General features: G+C 68.0%; 17 protein-coding genes. 10 read left to right on the top strand and 7 right to left on the bottom strand.

What is annotated here, in order from left to right; all coding sequences use genetic code 11:
- Positions 1-209: 209 nt before the first annotated feature.
- The 5 genes from AB0C38_RS10750 to AB0C38_RS10730 form a co-directional block, all read right to left on the bottom strand.
- On the bottom strand, positions 210-1,067 hold the full coding sequence (locus AB0C38_RS10750) for a zinc-binding dehydrogenase (RefSeq protein ID WP_360669920.1): 858 nt from the start codon (positions 1,065-1,067) through the stop codon (positions 210-212).
- 149 nt (positions 1,068-1,216) lie between these two features.
- Positions 1,217-1,792: a DUF5134 domain-containing protein gene (locus AB0C38_RS10745; RefSeq protein ID WP_360669917.1), complete on the bottom strand. Its 576-nt coding sequence runs from the start codon at positions 1,790-1,792 to the stop codon at positions 1,217-1,219.
- Between the two features lie 10 nt (positions 1,793-1,802).
- A complete protein-coding gene (locus AB0C38_RS10740; RefSeq protein WP_360669914.1) occupies positions 1,803-2,249 on the bottom strand; it encodes a GNAT family N-acetyltransferase in 447 nt (148 codons plus the stop codon).
- A 101-nt stretch (positions 2,250-2,350) separates the two neighbouring features.
- Positions 2,351-3,082, bottom strand: coding sequence for an alpha/beta hydrolase (locus AB0C38_RS10735; protein WP_360669911.1), 732 nt, complete (start codon positions 3,080-3,082; stop codon positions 2,351-2,353).
- Positions 3,083-3,119: 37 nt separating this feature from the next.
- Positions 3,120-3,587: a pyridoxamine 5'-phosphate oxidase family protein gene (locus AB0C38_RS10730; protein WP_360669908.1), complete on the bottom strand. Its 468-nt coding sequence runs from the start codon at positions 3,585-3,587 to the stop codon at positions 3,120-3,122.
- A 479-nt stretch (positions 3,588-4,066) separates the two neighbouring features.
- Here AB0C38_RS10730 and AB0C38_RS10725 point away from each other — a divergent pair, with 479 nt between their 5' ends.
- On the top strand, positions 4,067-4,528 hold the full coding sequence (locus tag AB0C38_RS10725) for a carboxymuconolactone decarboxylase family protein (RefSeq protein WP_360669905.1): 462 nt from the start codon (positions 4,067-4,069) through the stop codon (positions 4,526-4,528).
- A 41-nt stretch (positions 4,529-4,569) separates the two neighbouring features.
- Positions 4,570-5,934, top strand: a complete 1,365-nt coding sequence (locus AB0C38_RS10720) for an MFS transporter (RefSeq protein ID WP_360669902.1) — start codon at positions 4,570-4,572, stop codon at positions 5,932-5,934.
- A gap of 69 nt (positions 5,935-6,003) precedes the next feature.
- Here the strand turns inward: AB0C38_RS10720 and AB0C38_RS10715 are convergent, their stop codons facing one another.
- Positions 6,004-6,756, bottom strand: a complete 753-nt coding sequence (locus AB0C38_RS10715; protein ID WP_360669899.1) for an IclR family transcriptional regulator — start codon at positions 6,754-6,756, stop codon at positions 6,004-6,006.
- Positions 6,757-6,804: 48 nt separating this feature from the next.
- Between AB0C38_RS10715 and AB0C38_RS10710 the strand changes: the two genes are divergently transcribed.
- From AB0C38_RS10710 to sigJ, 6 genes are all read left to right on the top strand, one after another.
- Positions 6,805-7,935 carry a cupin domain-containing protein gene (locus tag AB0C38_RS10710; protein WP_360669897.1) on the top strand — a complete coding sequence of 377 codons (1,131 nt, stop codon included), beginning with the start codon at positions 6,805-6,807 and terminating at the stop codon, positions 7,933-7,935.
- Positions 7,932-8,777 carry a fumarylacetoacetate hydrolase family protein gene (locus AB0C38_RS10705; protein ID WP_360669894.1) on the top strand — a complete coding sequence of 282 codons (846 nt, stop codon included), beginning with the start codon at positions 7,932-7,934 and terminating at the stop codon, positions 8,775-8,777. Before AB0C38_RS10710 ends, AB0C38_RS10705 begins: the two co-directional genes overlap by 4 nt.
- The gene (locus AB0C38_RS10700; protein ID WP_360669891.1) at positions 8,774-9,451 is read left to right on the top strand and encodes a maleylpyruvate isomerase family mycothiol-dependent enzyme; all 678 of its coding nucleotides are present in this window, start codon (positions 8,774-8,776) and stop codon (positions 9,449-9,451) included. Before AB0C38_RS10705 ends, AB0C38_RS10700 begins: the two co-directional genes overlap by 4 nt.
- A gap of 10 nt (positions 9,452-9,461) precedes the next feature.
- Positions 9,462-10,673: an FAD-dependent monooxygenase gene (locus AB0C38_RS10695; protein ID WP_360669887.1), complete on the top strand. Its 1,212-nt coding sequence runs from the start codon at positions 9,462-9,464 to the stop codon at positions 10,671-10,673.
- A 96-nt stretch (positions 10,674-10,769) separates the two neighbouring features.
- On the top strand, positions 10,770-11,213 hold the full coding sequence (locus AB0C38_RS10690; RefSeq protein ID WP_360669884.1) for a carboxymuconolactone decarboxylase family protein: 444 nt from the start codon (positions 10,770-10,772) through the stop codon (positions 11,211-11,213).
- A 74-nt stretch (positions 11,214-11,287) separates the two neighbouring features.
- Complete coding sequence (sigJ, locus tag AB0C38_RS10685; RefSeq protein ID WP_360669881.1) at positions 11,288-12,172, top strand: RNA polymerase sigma factor SigJ; 885 nt, start codon at positions 11,288-11,290, stop codon at positions 12,170-12,172.
- Positions 12,173-12,231: 59 nt separating this feature from the next.
- On the opposite strand, the gene AB0C38_RS10680 is transcribed toward sigJ, so the two are convergent.
- Entirely contained in the window at positions 12,232-13,404 is a 1,173-nt protein-coding gene (locus AB0C38_RS10680) for an alpha/beta fold hydrolase (RefSeq protein ID WP_360669878.1), read from the bottom strand.
- Positions 13,405-13,764: 360 nt separating this feature from the next.
- Between AB0C38_RS10680 and AB0C38_RS10675 the strand changes: the two genes are divergently transcribed.
- Both AB0C38_RS10675 and AB0C38_RS10670 read left to right on the top strand, forming a co-directional pair.
- Positions 13,765-14,550 (top strand): NAD(P)-dependent oxidoreductase, encoded by a 786-nt coding sequence (locus tag AB0C38_RS10675; RefSeq protein ID WP_360669875.1) that lies wholly within the window; start codon positions 13,765-13,767, stop codon positions 14,548-14,550.
- Between the two features lie 18 nt (positions 14,551-14,568).
- On the top strand, positions 14,569-15,726 hold the full coding sequence (locus AB0C38_RS10670; protein WP_360669872.1) for an acyl-CoA dehydrogenase family protein: 1,158 nt from the start codon (positions 14,569-14,571) through the stop codon (positions 15,724-15,726).
- Positions 15,727-15,739 lie beyond the last annotated feature (13 nt).

The raw sequence follows: 15,739 nt of genomic DNA, 5'->3' as shown, positions 1-15,739 counted from the left end.
TCGGCGGCCGCCTGGGGCAGCACGCCCATCATGACGAACTCGGTGGTCCCGATGCCGAAAGCTCCGATGGCGAGCGCGAGCAGCGCGACGGGCACAACACTCCTCTTCCCAGACAAGTAAAGGATTACTCGACGAAATGAAAACTGGTCTCCGGGTCCTCAAGCGAGCCGGCAGTCGGACCGCTCTCGCGCGATCCGACTGCCCACGGTTCACTTGGTCAAGAGGACTACGCGCCCGCGTACCTCGCCCTGCTCCAGGCGGCGGTGCGTGTCTGCAGCGTCCGACAGGCCGCGACGCTCGATCCGGTGCGGACGCAAACCACCCTCCGCGAACCGGCGGTTCAGGGTCACCGCAGCGGCTGCGAGTTCGGAAGCCTTCGCGTTCGAGATGGCGAACCCGACCACCGATCGATCGTGCATGTACAGGTCACCCGCAGGCAGCACGGGACGGCTGCGTGCACCGGCGAGCAGGACGATCCGCCCACGCGGGGCCAGCAGCCCCACTGCGGCCTCCAGGTCGTTCCGGCCCGAGGCGTCGATGAAGAGGTCCACCGGCCCGGCGGACGCAAGCTTGGCGGAAAGGTTCTCGTCGCGGTAGTCGAACACCTCGGCCGCGCCCAGTTCGAGGCACCGATCGTGGTCGCGGGGGGAAGCGGTCGCGATGACCTTGGCCCCCTCTGCGACCGCGAGCTCGATCAGCGCCGAGCCGACGTTTCCGCCGCCGCCTGCAACGAGCACAGACTCACCGGCCGCGAGCCCGCCGTGGGTGACCAGCGCCAGGTACGCCGTCGCCGCCGGGTGCACCATCGCGACGACGTCGAGCGGATCAGCGCCCTCCGGCTTGCGGTAGAGGCGATCGGCCGGGACCACGGCACGCTCGACGGCCGCACCCTGCCGGCCACCGTGGCCGAGGCTGTTGCTCCAGACCCACTCACCGGCCTTGAACCCGGCGGCGTCGGAGCTCACGCGACCGACGATGTCACGGCCGAGAGCCAGTGGCAGCGGTACGGGCGTCACGTACAGCCCGGACCGGACGAACGTGTCGACCGGATTCGCCGAGGTCGCCACGACGTCGACCAGGACTTCTCCGAGGCCCGCTGCCGGCTCGGGCAATTCCCCGAACCGGATCTCGTCTACGCTGCCTAGTCGCTCGACATAAGCCGCACGCACGTTTCTCCTCCTTGAGAGCGCCCAGCGCCCGTCGGTTCAGTATCGGCTCAGGCCATCGTCACGAGCATCAGCGCCATGCAGAGCGCCATCAACCCGTCAGTACCGGCGCCGAGGGTTCGGATCACCGGACCGAACGTCCACGCGGCGCCGATCGCGCGAGCCAGGAACGTCAGGCCCGTCACCACGAACAGGACGACCAGCACGACGGCCACGGTGGTCACATCGGCCGGGACCGAGTCGCGGGGCATCGACATCTCGGGCATGGGGTGCATGCCGCCCATCGCGCGAGGCATCACGAACACCATCCACGCCATCGCCGCCATCATGACCACGTGGTGAGCTGCCACCCCGCGCCCTCCGTGGTCGTCGTGTGCCGCCCCGGCGACGGACACGGTCACGAACCACACGGCTGCGAGTGCGAAGAAGACTATCTGCGGTACCCGGGCGACGCTCATCGTCGCCGGCCACGCCATGGCCACCATCGCCACGGACATCACAACGTGCAGCAGATCGCCCATACGGTCGCGGAAACTGACCCGATTCAGGCCGCGATACGCACACAACGCGCCTGTCAGCCCGCACAACGCGGTGACGACCCAGCGCAATCCGACCGCCGTGATCATGCAAGCACCTTCACCCGAGCGCCTCGGCGAAGTGAAACGCCGTGATGTCCAACCGGTGACGGAGGTAGAAGCGGTGCGCGGCGGTGTTCGAGACACCGGAGTCGAGCTCGAGACGAGCGCACCCCGCGCGACGCCCCCGGGCTTCGAGCTCCCTCAGCAGGCCGGCGCCAACCCCCTGCGACCGCGTGGCCTCGTCGGTGACGAGGTCGTCGACGAACAGGAGTCGGCCTCGGCTGGTGACCAGCACGCGGTACCCGGCGGCAGCAAGCGGTCGTCCGGCCGGCGAGTAGGCGACCAGGTAGCGCAGACCCTGGCGGTAGCCGTCGGTGAGCAGCTCCTCGAACAGCTCCTTGGTCAACCCGGGTCGGAGCCGCTGCAGGAGCGGCCACAGGTCCGCGGTCGGCTGCGGATCGCCGCCCGGGTCGAGTTCCCGGATGACCAGTTCGGCCCTGTTCATGCCCACTGCGTCCTTCCTCCTGCCCACCACCGTTCGGATGGGATGTCGCTGCGTCCGCGGGGCGCGTCTCGACGCGGACGCAGCGACAAGTCACATTCGGGTCAGTCCCGACCCGCGAACTCGAGCTTGCTCGCGAGAAGGGCCGGATTGGTGAACATCACCTCATGCGACCCTTCGAGCGTCACGAGGCGGAACACCCCGAGCCGGCGGGCGTTGGCCAGGTATCCGTGCTTGGGGTCGCCCGGCGGCAGGGCCGAGTCTTCGTTGCACAGCACGTAGCTGCGAGGAATTCCGGTCAAGCTGTAGAACACAGTGAGATCGAGCTTCTCGACCGTCGGGTTCAGCGGCTCCGGAGTGAGCATGCCGTAGGTCTCCTGGGCTCGCGCCAGGTCGGCGTCGCCGACGAACGCGTCCCGCCACACCTCGAACGGCAGCATCACCGAGTTGTCACCCGACTGCTTGGCCAAGATCGGGAACAGCTCCTGGTACGCGGGCGGCGCCATATCCAGCACGCTCGACCCGTTCTCGGGGACGAACGCGTTCAAGAAGACCAGCCGCCGCACCCGCTCCGGCATGCGTTCGGCGACCCTGGCGATCACACTCCCGCCCCAGCTGTGGCCCACCAGCACGAAGTCGGTGAGATTGTGGCTCTCGACGTAATCGGTCACCGACGCCACGCAGTCGTCGTGGTTCACGTCCCGGGAGACCCCGGTTCCGTGGCCGGCGACGGTCGGGCTGTGCACTTCGTGCCCGAGCTTCTCCAGGTGCTCGGCGACATCCGCCCAGTGCGACCCGTCGTGCCACGAGCCGTGCACGAGAACGAACAAAGACATTCCAGCTCCTTCAGCGGGACGGGCTACTGCACCGGGTTCAGGATGTTGCTTCGACGAGGCCGTACTTGCCGAGCCACGCCTTGCGGACGTCCGGCTCCGACATGTGGTCGACCGTGTACGCGGGCGACAAGAGCTCGGCCACCTCGCTGACCGCGATCTTCACCGCGTGGTTGCACGGCTGGCTGTCACCATGCGTCGCCCACAGCCACTCGCGGACGAACTCGAAGTCCGGTTCGCCCGGCGAGAGGATCTCGGCCGTCCCCCGGGCACGGATGCCCTTGCGAGCGATGAAGTCCACGATGTTGACCTCGATCGCGGGCTGGTGCCTCAGGTTCTCCACGGTCTGCGGCGAGGCGATGTCCATGAAGATCAGGTGGTCGGGGTCCAGCACCCGCACCGAGCCCTTGGGCGAGACGTTGGGAGTCCCGTCGGGACGGACGGTGGCGACGAACATCAGTTTCGCGTTCTCGATGACTTCGGTCGCTTCTTGACTGATCTTGGGCACGGTACACACCTCTTAACGTTTCGCTCCGGACCTGCAAGACAGTAACCATGTTCTTGCCCAGCGGAACTTGGAATTCTTCTGAGCAGAACTTGATGGTTACCGGCAGGATCCGTGGTCGGCGCCGAGCTCGTCGACTGCCTCATCCCACGTTAGCCAGCAGCCACCGAATTCACCTGGTCCACTTCGGAGCACGTCCGCTGGACCGATTCACCTGACCCGCCGGTGTTCTGCACACAAGAATTGCCCGTCCCGCTGCGCGGACGCATGGTTAGTGTCTGTGGTCAACGCCACTGCCACGTGCGACGAAGATCGTCGGGCCGCACCACCAGCAAGAAAATGACCCATACCAAGCAGAACACGAATGAACTGAACCATGACCACGGCAATCCTGGATCCCGGAGATCCAGGATCGTGCGGGTCGCGCTATCAGCGGCCGGCCAAGCAAGTATCCACCTCCCCCGACTGAATCGAGGATTCCTGTGACCGAGCGCATCAACTACTCCGCCGTCGCGCCGGAGGCCTACAAGTCGATGCTGGCCATGCAGAAGTACCTGGCCACGTCCTCGATCGACTACAACCTCCACGAGCTCATCAAGATCCGTGTGGCGCAGATCAACGGCTGCGCCTACTGCGTCGACGTCCACACACGCGACGCCCGGAAGCACGGGGAGGAGGAGAGCCGGATCTACGCGCTCTCGGTGTGGCGCGAGTCGCCGGCCTTCACCGAGCAGGAACGCGCCGCGCTCGAACTCGCCGAGACCATGACGCTCATCGCGGGCCAGGGCGTCCCGATCGAGACGTGGGAGCTTGCCAACAAGTTCTTCGACGAGAAGCAGGTCGCGGACCTGATCCTCGCCATCATCACCATCAACGCGTTCACCCGCCTGGCCATCACGACCGGCATGGTCCCCGGCCAGTCCAAGCCGGTCCTCTCGAAGTAGCCGCGCGCGAGCCGGACTCTGACTCCAACGAAGGAATCGCCATGTCTATCTCCGCCGCAGGACGAACGACCAGCCCCGAGACGATCAGCATATCGAAAGAGCGGCGAACATCGCGCGCGGCTTTCTACGGCCTCCTCGTCGACTACTGGGAGATCATGCTCCCGGTGATCGCCCTGGGACCGGCGATGGTGTACTTCATCCCGGCCACGCTCTCGCCGCAGACGAAGTCGACGCTCACCTTCCTGACGTTCGCCGCCGCGTTCCTCGGCCGCCCGCTCGGCAGCGTGATCTTCGGCCACCTCGCCGACACGCTCGGCCGGCGACGCACGACAGTCGTGTGCTCGATCGGCATGGGGTTCGCGGTCCTGCTCGTAGCCGTCCTCCCGGGCTACGACGCCGTCGGCCTCTGGGGCCTTGCCGGCGTCCTGCTCCTGCGGCTCCTGGGCGGAGTCTTCATGGGCGGCCAGTACACGGGCGCGAACCCGCTGGCCATGGAATCGGCGGCGAAGTCACGCCGCGGCATCGTCGGCGGATTCATCGCCTCCGCCTGGCCGGTCGCCTACGTCGCGGTGTCCCTGCTGACGGCACTGCTCGTCGCCATCTTCCCGAGCGGGTCCTCTACCTCGGCGTACGCCACCTGGGGCTGGCGGATTCCGTTCGTCGTCGGCGCGGTGATGGCGTTCGTCCTGTTCGCCTACGCCAGGAAAACCGCCGAGTCGGAGGCCTGGGTCGCCAACAAGGCCAGGGAAGAGCAGAAGACGGCACGACCGCGGTCACCCCTGCGAGAACTCTTCCGCGGTGACAACCTGCGCAGCCTCGGCCAGGTCTACCTGCTCATGACCGGCATCTGGTTCGCCATCCAGATGCTCACCGTCGCCCCATCCGGTCTCCTGATCTCCTACCTGCGCATCCCGAGCCAGACCGTCATCTGGGGGATCCTCGTGGCGAACTTGTTCCTGTTCCCCACTTACCTGCTGCTCGGCGTGCTGGGACAGCGGTTCGGGCGCCGGAAGACCTTGATCGTCTTCGGTGTTCTCACGGGAACGGTGTCCGTCGGCTCGGTGATCGGCATGCTCCGGACGATCAGCGACGGCGGGCCGTTCTGGCTGGCGATGGTCTTCTTCACCGTCGCCCTGTGCATCAGCGTCTCGCCGAACGCCGTGCTGATCCCCTACATCTGCGAGCGGTTCCACGTCGGCGTACGCGCGTCGGGGTACGGCATCGGCTTCACACTGGCGGTGATCATCCCGGGCCTGTACTCCTTCATCCTCATCGGACTCGGGAAGTTCATGCGCTACGAGTACGGCGTCGTGGTCCTGCTCGCGGTGGGTGCCGTGTGCACGGTAGCCGGCGCGATGCTCGGCCCGGAGACCAAGGATGTCGACCTGGGTACCGCGGAAGAGTAAAGCGTGATTCGCCGGCTCGGGCCGTCGACCGTCCGGTCCAACCGGGACGGTCGACGGCCTGAACGCGCACTACGCGTTGTTCGCGTCTTCGAGGTCCCGGGCGATGTTCTCGGCCGTCGCGGTCAGGTGGCCGACCCACTCGGGCAGGCGGTCCCGCCGGAAGCGGGCAGTGGGCATGGCGAGGGAGAGGCCTGCCGGGACCGCGCCGGCCGAACCCGCGATGCCGCAGCCGATCGCCGTCAGTCCGACCTCCGTGCGCTGGTCATTCAATGCGAAGCCCTGGCGGCGCACTCGGCGCAGGTCTCGAACCAGCGACTCGACGTCGTCGACTTCCGATTCGGCGTGTCCGTAGAGGTTCCTGATCGCCTCCGCGTCGAGCATCGCCAGGACAGCCCGCCCTCCGGAAGCCAGGTGAGCGGGCAGCATGCGTCCCTCACGATCGCCGACGCGCAGGACCTGATCGCACTCGGCGGTGGCCACGAACCGGGCCTGGTCACCCAGGACGACGATAAGGTTGCTGCTCTCCCGGGTTCGCTCGGTGAGGTTTTCCAGGTGCGGCAACGCGATCCGGCGAAGGTCCGCGACAGGCTCCGCGACCGTCGGCTTGCGCAGGACCGAGCCGGCGACGTAACGCCGATCCTCGTCCTGTTCGGCGAAGTCCCGGTAGACGAGCATCGCCAGGAGCCGGTGCGCGGTCGACCGCGCGACGCCGAGCCGCTCGGCGGCCTCCGTCAGACGCAGGGGGCCTTCCTGCTGCAGAATCGTCGCCAAGTGGAGCGCGTGGTCGACGGACTCGATCCCATAGGCCGGCTTGTTCTTCACAACAGAACTATAGCTCCCGCACAACAGAACTTGTCTAGCGTCGCAATCATGACAGCAACGGCAGAACACCACCCGGTCTCCCCGGTGAGGCTGCGCGCGACCGCCGGCCCCGGGCAGCCGGAACCCACTCCCGACCTCGAAGACCTCTACCGCGGCTTCGAACAGGAGCTGCTGGTCCCGCTCTGGACGGAGATCGGCGACCTGATGCCCACCAGCCCGGCGCCGCAGGCGCGCGGACACTTGTGGCGATGGGCGAACCTGCTCCGTCTCGCGGAGCGCTCCGGCGACCTAGTGCCGGTCGGCCGCGGTGGTGAACGTCGCGCGATCGCGCTGGCCAACCCGGGACTCGGCGGCGCGCCGTTCGCGACACCCACCTTGTGGGCTGCGATCCAGTATCTCAAGCCGAAGGAAGACGCCCCCGTCCACCGCCACACCCAGAACGCCTTCCGTTTCGTGCTGGAGGGCGAAGGCGTCTGGACCGTCGTCGACGGCGACCCGGTCGCGATGCGGCGCGGCGACTTCCTGCTCACGCCCGGCTGGCACTTCCACGGTCATCACAACCAGGCCGACTTCCCCATGGCGTGGCTCGATGGACTGGACATTCCGTTCGCGTACCAGACCGGATCGACGTTCTTCGAAGACGGGCCGGAGCAGGTCAGCGACCATTCGACGCCGGACAGGTCTCGCGCCGAGCGCCTGTGGGCCCACCCCGGGTTGCGGCCGGTGTCGCAGCCGGGCCCGCAGACCAGCTCCCCCATCGCGGCTTACCGCTGGGAGCACACCGACGCCGCCCTGACCGAGCAGCTCGACCTCGAGACCGAAGGACACCCAGGCATCGTCGAGCCGGGGCACGCGGCCGTCCGGTTCACCAACCCGACTACGGGCGGCGACGTCATGCCGACCATCCGCGCCGAAATGCACCGGTTGCGGGCCGGCACGACCACCGCACGTCGGCGCGAGGTCGGCTCCGCCGTCTGGCAGGTGTTCGACGGCACCGGCACCGTCCAGGTCGACGATCGCAGCTGGCACGTCGGACGCGGCGACCTGGTCGCGGTGCCCTCCTGGCAGCAGCTGACGATCGGCGCCGAGACTGGCCTGGACCTGTTCCGGTTCGCCGACACGCCGATCTTCGAGCGCCTCAATGCAGACCGTGTCCAGGTGGAAGGGGCTCCGTCGTGAAGCTCGCGACCCTACGTACTCCGGCGGGCACCCGAGCTGTCCGGATCGAGGCCGGCACCGCGACCGAGATCGGCTTCTCCGACGTCGGCGCCCTGCTGGCCGAACCCGGCTGGCACGAACTGGCCGCGGCCGGCGACGGCCCCCGGCATGACCTCACCTCGGCCGATCTCGCCCCGGTGCTCCCGCGGCCGGGCAAGATCTTCTGCGTCGGGCTGAACTACCGGACCCACATCCTCGAGATGGGGCGTGAGCTGCCGGAGTACCCGACCCTGTTCGCGAAGTTCCCCGAAGCCCTGGTCGGCCCGGCGGACCCCATCTGTCTCGACGACGCTTCGGCGACGGTCGACTGGGAAGCCGAACTCGCCGTAGTCGTCGGTGCGCCGGTGCGACGCGCCACCACCGAGGACGCCGACGCCGCGATCGCCGGGTTCGCCGTGCTCAACGACGTCACGATGCGGGACTGGCAGTACCGGTCCGTGGAGTGGCTCCAGGGCAAGACCTTCGAAGACTCGACACCCTTCGGACCGTTCCTGGTCACCCCGGACGAGCTGCCTGGTGGCACCCGCCCGGAGCTCCAGCTTGCATGCTCAGTCGACGGCGAGACCGTGCAGTCAGCGAACACCGCCGATCTCGTGTTCGACCCGGTGGCGCTGGTCGCCTACATCTCGACGATCCTCACCCTGCAGCCCGGGGACGTCATCGCGACCGGGACACCCGGCGGTGTCGGGCACGCCCGCGACCCGCGGCGGTACCTCACCGACGGCGCCGAGCTCGTGACCGAGATCGAAGGGCTGGGCAGTCAGCGCAACACGGCCAGGCTGAGTGCCGCGGTGCCGACATGACCCTCGTACCGGACGCGCGGGACTGGGTCCGCGCAGGCACCGATCTCCTGCTCGGCGGCCTGGTGCGGCTGAACGACGCCGACCTTCACCAACCGTGCGCACTGCCCGGCTGGACGCGTCGCCAGCTGCTCGCCCACGTGGCGTCGAACGCGGAGGCGCTCCGCCGGCTGCTCACCTGGGCCAGCACCGGAGTCGAGACTCCGATGTACGCCTCGCCGGCCGAGCGGAACGCGGCCATCCAGTCCGGTGCGACCCGTGCCGATCTGCGGCACTGGGTCGCCACGTCAGCCGTCGAGCTGGCGGACTCGGCGGCCGCGATGTCCGTGGAGGCGTGGTCCGCCGAGGTCGTCACGGCGCAGGGCCGCGTCGTCCCGGCCGAGGAAACCTGGTGGATGCGGGCGCGCGAGGTGTGCGTCCACGCCGTCGACCTCGATGTCGGCACGACGTTCGCCGACCTGCCCGGCGGGTTCCTCGCCGCGCTGCTCGACGACATCGCTGCCTGGCGTTCGTCACGACCGGGGCCCGCGGTCCTGCTCACCACCCCGGACACCCACCACGAGATCACCGGCGACGGCACGCCGGTCAAGGTCGACCTCCCGCTCGCAACGGCCGCCGCCTGGCTCTCCGGACGTCACCGCGAGGTCGGCCTTCCCACCCTTCCGAGCTGGCTGTGAGGAGACGACAGTGACTCACTCGATCGTGCAAGCGGACACCAAGCCGGACGTCGATGCCGTCGTTGTCGGCGGCGGCATCGGCGGACTCGGCACCGCCCTGGCCCTGACCCGGTCCGGCTACTCCGTGCGCGTGCTGGAACAGGCCTCGGAGTTCGGTGAGGTCGGAGCCGGCCTGCAGATGGCTCCGAACGCCACCCGCATCCTTCGCGACTGGGATCTGCTCGACGAAGTCACGGACCTCGGGGTCGTACCGCGGCGGCTCGTCATGCGCGACGCGCTCGACGGCGACGTGCTCACACATCTCGACCTCGCCGAAGCCGGCCGGCGCTACGGTGCCCCGTACGTCGTCATCCACCGAAGCGACCTGCACGCGATCCTGGTGCGAGCTTGCCGTGCCGCAGGCGTCGACCTCGTTACCGATGCCTGCGTCGTAGACGTGCAGAACGATGCGGACGGAGCGACCGCGATCGGCGAAAACCGCCGCGACGCCGGCCGGGTGGTGGTCGCGGCCGATGGCCTCAAGTCGCGGCTGCGCGGCCGGCTCAGCGCGGATGAACCGATCAGTTCCGCCTATGTCGCCTACCGCGGCGCCGTTCCGCTCGACGAGGTGCTCGACACCAGCGGTATCGCGCTCGAAGACGTCACCGTCTACGTCGGACCGGGCTGCCACCTCGTGCAGTACCCGTTGCGCCGCGGCAAGATGCTCAACCAGGTGGCGGTCTTCCAATCCCCCAAGGCCCTCGCCGGCGACGACGACTGGGGTACCCCTGACGAGCTCGACACCGCCTTCGCCGCCACCTGTGCCCCGGTGCGCGCGGGCCTGCCGCACCTCTGGCGGGACCGGTGGTGGCGGATGTACGACCGCGAGCCGATCTCCTCTTGGGTCGACGGCCGCCTCGCCCTGACCGGAGACGCCGCCCACCCGATGCTCCAGTACCTCGCACAGGGTGCCTGCCAGGCCCTCGAGGATGCAGCCGGACTCGCCGAGCAAGCGGAGAAGTACGGCAAGGACGACCACGGGAGCACGGACTGGAACTCGGCGTTGCGCGACTACGCCGCGGAAAGGACCGTGCGCACCGCGCGCGTCCAGCGCACCGCCCGGCAATGGGGCGACCTCTGGCACTGCGACGGTCTCTTCCGCGCAACCCGGAATGCGCTCCTTCGCGACCGCGCCGAAGACGACTACCGCTACCTGGACTGGCTCTACGGCCGCGACGTTTGAGTGACCTGAGTCACTCAACGGGCCGACCTGTCACGCCAGAACTGCGCTGCGCCGTCGTCCATCTGCCCCCATGGCACAACGAAAAGGAGAACCACCGTGCCGGAACGCTTGCTGATGGCGAAGGTCGCACCGGAGGCGTACAAGAAGGTCTTCGAGCTGCACGCCTACTCCCAGAAGACTGTCGATCCCGCCCTGCTCGAACTGATCAAGCTTCGCGCGTCCATGCTCAACGGCTGTTCCTACTGCGTCGACCTGCACAGCAAGGACGCGCTCAAAGCCGGCGAGTCCTCCCAGCGCCTGTTCGCCGTCTCGGTCTGGCCCGAGTCGCCGTTCTTCACGACTGGAGAACGCGCCGCCTTGGCCTTGACCGACGCTGTCACCAAGATCGGTGAGGCCGGCGTTCCGGACGACGTGTGGGACGCGGCCGGCGAGATTTGGTCGGACAAGGAGGTCGCTGACATCGTGATGGCCATCATCATGATCAACGCCTTCAACCGTATCGCGATCAGCACCCACCAGTTCCCGACCCTGGACGCGTGAACACCACCACCGCACAACTCCGGGCGGCTCGCGACGAGCGGGCCGCCCGGAGCGTCGTTTCCTACACTGGCGCCGTGAAATCCGACACGGAAAGCGCCAGTTCGGTCTTCGAGGAACACCGGCCGGTACTCCTCGGGGTCGCCTACCGGATTCTCGGCAGCCTCGCCGACGCTGAAGACGTCGTTCAGGAAACCTGGCTGCGGTGGTCAGGCGCCGACCGCTCGGTCGTCGAGGTCCCGCGCCAGTTCCTGATCAAGGTCGTGTCCCGGCTGGCGATCGACCGCCTGCGCCTCGCGCACCGGTGGCGGGAAACCTACGTCGGCACTTGGCTGCCCGAACCCGTGCACACCCAGGCGGAGCACCCACTCGGCCCCGCCGAGAGCGCCGCGCAACGCGACACCCTTTCGCTGGGCACCCTCCGGCTCATGCACCGGCTCTCCGCGCCTGAGCGCGCCGTCTTCGTGCTCCGCGAGGCTTTTGAGCTGCCGTACGAAGAGATCGGCCAAATCCTCGGGCTCAACGAAGCCCACGCACGACAGCTCCACCGGCGCGGCTCCGCGCACCTGACCTCGGGCCGCGACCGGTTCGGCGACGACCCTGACGTGCGCCGCGAACTCGTCGACCGGTTCGTCGCTGCTGCCCGCACCGGTGACCGGCGTAGCCTGCAGGGGCTCCTTGCCCAGGACGTGACGTTGTGGGGCGATGGCGGCGGCAAGGCCCGTGCCGCTCTACGACCAGTCTCCGGTGCGGACCGGGTCGGGCGGTTCGTCGTCGGCACGATCGACAAGTACTCCGACGTCGAGTTCCGGACGACCGAGGTCAACGGACAGACCGCACTGCTGGTCAAGCTCGCTTCGCACTGGCAGGTCTGCTCTTTCGAAGTCCGTGACGGGCTGATCACCGGGATCCAGTGGATGTCCAATCCGGACAAGCTCAGCCGAATCAACCCGATCGAGTGAATCTTGAATACTTGAAGGGCACCCCGCGACCACCGCGGGGTGCCCTTCGTCGATCTCGGCTACTTGCGCAAGTGGCTATCGAGCCAGGCGATGACGTCGTCAGCGGCGCCACCCTCACTTCGAGGCGCGAGCACACCGTAGTGGTCCTTGCCCGGGTAGAGCTTGAACTCGGCCGGGGTGCCGGCCGCCCGGGCGTTGCGGACCGCCTGGTACGTCACGGCCTTCTTGATCGACGGGTCGGCAGTGCCCTGCAGCAGCAGCATCGGGCCCGGTGTCTTGCCCCGTGGCACCGACTGCTCGTCCAGCCAGTCCTGCAGCTTCAGCGCAGCGATGTCGTTCTGCGGCACGAACTGCCAGTCGGTCAACTTGTCCCCGAAGTTTTGGGAGAACTCGTTCCAGATGTCGGTCGTGCACTCCTGCGCCACCTTCGGCAGCATGGCCAGCGCCTGCTTGCCGAGCAGCTGGTCGAACTGCAGTTCCGGGTGGACAGTCTTCAAGCCGTCCAGGGCCAGCAGGTAGAAACCTCGGTCTATTGGGCCGGGGTTTCCCCACATGTAAGCCGCCGCGACGTTCGTCACCGGGGCAAGGCCCACCGTGCCGCGGAAGTCCAGGCCTCGGCCATAGGTCTGTGCCATCTCGCCGGCTGCGATGGCGGCCTGGCCACCCTGCGAGTGCCCCAGATCGACATACTTCCGCGAAAGCGTCGGCTCGGCCTCGATTGCTGCGCGAACGGCGTCGATCACGCCGCGCCCTTCGCTGTCCGCGACGATGTATGGGTGCTCGCCCGGAGTCCCCAGGCCTTCATAGTCGGTTGCCGCGACCGCGTAGCCGGCCTTCAGCATCTGCGCGACGAAACTGCCGTAGCCGTAGAGGTCGATCTTGCCGTTCTGGTTCGGCACGCTCGACGGCGCGCACATGTCACTGATGCCGCTTGATCCGTGCGCGAACGACACGACCGGCCACCCGTCCTTCGGGGCTCGACCCTTCGGGGTGAAGAACGCCCCGCTCACCACGACGTCCCGGCCGGCCACTGACCGCGATCGATAGGTGATCCGGTCGGCTCGTGCCGACACTGAAGCCAGCACCGCATCGAGGTTGGCGATCGGCTTGTCCGACAACAGTTTTCCGGCGCCGTCCGGGCCGACCACCGACTGGGTGACCGCTGCGGTGGCGACCGCGGGTTCGGTTCCATAGTGGACGGCCACGGGGGCGGCAACGGCGGCGACAGCCACTGCTGCGACAGCTCCGCGCCGAACTTTGTTCCTTCGCATGATGTTCCTCCTTCGTTGTCGCAGTGAAGACGGGACGGCACCAGCCAGGCGTGACGCCTTTTTCCGTGAGGGCGAACACATCCGTGAATGGACCACCCCACCGGAAATCAAGTGGACCACGTCCGTCCACGGTCGCGCGGTTAGCGTGGAGATGTGCGCCATTCCCCCACAATCAGGACAGCTTGGGTCCCGTTTCCGCTCGAAGAGTTCGATGACCTTCCCGCGGATCTCGACTACGTGACGTGGGACGGCCGGCCGGACCTTCCGTCCGATCCGGAGCGAGCTGACTTCTACGCGCACCCGTTGATCCAGGATCCCGAGGTGATCACCCGACCGCTGAAGCGGATGAACCGGCTCAGCGCGGTGCAGGCGCTCAGTTCGGGCACGGACCACCTCGTGCCGCTGCTGCGACAACTACCCCGGCCGGTCACCCTCTGCAACGCGGGTGACGTCCACAGCGGAAGTACCGCGGAACTGGCGCTCACCCTCATCCTGGCTTCGTTGCGCGGCATCCCCGGCTTCGTCCGGGCGCAGGACCGCGAGTTGTGGCACCAGGAGCTCCGGCCCTCCCTCACCGGCGCACACGTGCTGATCATCGGTTACGGCGCCGTGGGCTCCGCTCTGGAGGAACTGCTGGTCCCGTTCGAATGTTCGGTGTCACGCGTCGCACGCGGACGTCGGCAAGCCCTTCACGGCATCGTTCACTCCACTTCCCGGCTACCCGAACTCATTCTCGGAGCCGACGTGGTCGTGCTCGCCACCGCAGCGACCCGGGAAACCCACCACCTCGTGGACCACAGCCTGCTCTCCCGCATGAAACCAGGCGCGCTCCTGGTCAACGTGTCCCGCGGGACCGTGGTCGACACCGAGGCACTGAACACGGCACTGGCTGACGGACGGATCACCGCTGCCCTCGACGTCACCGATCCCGAGCCCCTGCCGCCGGGGCACCCTCTGTGGTTCGCGCCCGGCGCCGTCGTCACCCCGCACGTCGGCGCGTTCACCTCCACGTTGCGGTCACGCGTCCGAACTCTGATCCAGGGCCAGCTCTGGCGGTTCGCGCGGAACGAACCGTTGCGGAACACCGTGTCGTACGCGGGCACTTGAGCCGAGAAAGGACATCCCATGGCAGCTTCAGCCGTCGAAGTCGCGCGATCACTCATTCCACTGCTCTCCGCCGAGGCAGGCACCACCGACCAAAATCGCCGCATCACCGAGAAGAGTGAAGGGGCGATGCGAGACGCTGGTCTCCTCCGCCTCGGCACGCCGACGCGGTGGGGCGGGCGGGGAGCCGATCTCCGGACCGCGGTCGAGGTATGCCTCGAGCTGGCCCGCGGCTGCGCGGCGAGCTCGTGGATCGCCGGCATCGCCTACGGCGGGAACCTCTTCGCCGGCCAGCTCGCCGAGCCGGTCCGCGAAGAGCTCTGGGGAACCGACCCTGATGCCTTCGTGTGCGGCACGGCGAACCCGGCGGGCACCGTGACCCGAACGTCGACGGGACTCGTGCTCGACGGGGAGTGGCCGTGGATCTCGGGCATCCACCACGCAGGATGGACCCTGCTCGGCATCGCCTGGGACGAGGACGGACGGACGGAACGGGGCATGGCGCTGGTCCCGACCGCAAAACTGGAAACCATCGACGTCTGGCACGTTGCCGGGATGCGCGGCACGGGGAGCAACACGGCCGTCGCGGCGGACCTGGCCGTCACCGACGACTGGGTGGTCTCCCTCTCCGTGATGGCGGACGGCGTCTACCGGAGGCACCACCCGGAGGAGGCGCGGGTGACCTTCTACCTGTCCATAAACCTGCCGCTCGTCGGGACCTGCGTCGGCATCGCCGAAGCCGCGCTGGAAAAGGTGGTCGGCGCGGCCGCGCGGGGTAAGAAGCTGAGTTCGCCGTTGTACGCCACGGTCGCCGAGTCGCCGGCCCACCAGGTGAACGTCGCCAACGCCGCGGTCCTGATCGACACCGCACGGCTGCACCTGGCGCACGCAGCGGACGAAGTCGACGCTCATGCCCGCGCCGGCAACCGCCCGGACGTCGACGCTCGCGCCCGGCTGAGGATGAGCGCGAGCTACTCCACCCGGTGCGCCCGCGATGCGGTCGGCCTGTTGCTCGACACGGCCGGCGCGGGCAGCTTCGCGGATAGCTCATCCCTTCAACGCGCCTGGCGGGACATCGAGACCGCGTCCCGGCACGCTGCGTTCAGCATGCCGAACCACGCCGAGATGTACGGCCGTGTGTTGCTCGGTGCCGAGCTGCCGCAGAGCCCGGCCCTGTGAGGGCGATGATGGA

It is taken from the genome of Amycolatopsis sp. NPDC048633 (assembly GCF_040650695.1).
GTDB lineage: Bacteria > Actinomycetota > Actinomycetes > Mycobacteriales > Pseudonocardiaceae > Amycolatopsis.
The sequence above is the reverse complement of the archived record's forward strand: the minus strand, read 5'-3'. Positions and strand labels throughout refer to the sequence as shown.

Excerpts from the sequence above, each read along its gene's own strand:
- AB0C38_RS10740 (WP_360669914.1), bottom strand. The coding sequence starts at position 2,249 with ATGAACAGGGCCGAACTGGTCATCCGGGAACTCGACCCGGGCGGCGAT.
- AB0C38_RS10745 (WP_360669917.1), bottom strand. The coding sequence starts at position 1,792 with ATGATCACGGCGGTCGGATTGCGCTGGGTCGTCACCGCGTTGTGCGGG.
- AB0C38_RS10720 (WP_360669902.1), top strand. The coding sequence starts at position 4,570 with ATGTCTATCTCCGCCGCAGGACGAACGACCAGCCCCGAGACGATCAGC.
- AB0C38_RS10735 (WP_360669911.1), bottom strand. The coding sequence starts at position 3,082 with ATGTCTTTGTTCGTTCTCGTGCACGGCTCGTGGCACGACGGGTCGCAC.
- AB0C38_RS10670 (WP_360669872.1), top strand. The coding sequence starts at position 14,569 with ATGGCAGCTTCAGCCGTCGAAGTCGCGCGATCACTCATTCCACTGCTC.
- AB0C38_RS10710 (WP_360669897.1), top strand. The coding sequence starts at position 6,805 with ATGACAGCAACGGCAGAACACCACCCGGTCTCCCCGGTGAGGCTGCGC.
- AB0C38_RS10700 (WP_360669891.1), top strand. The coding sequence starts at position 8,774 with ATGACCCTCGTACCGGACGCGCGGGACTGGGTCCGCGCAGGCACCGAT.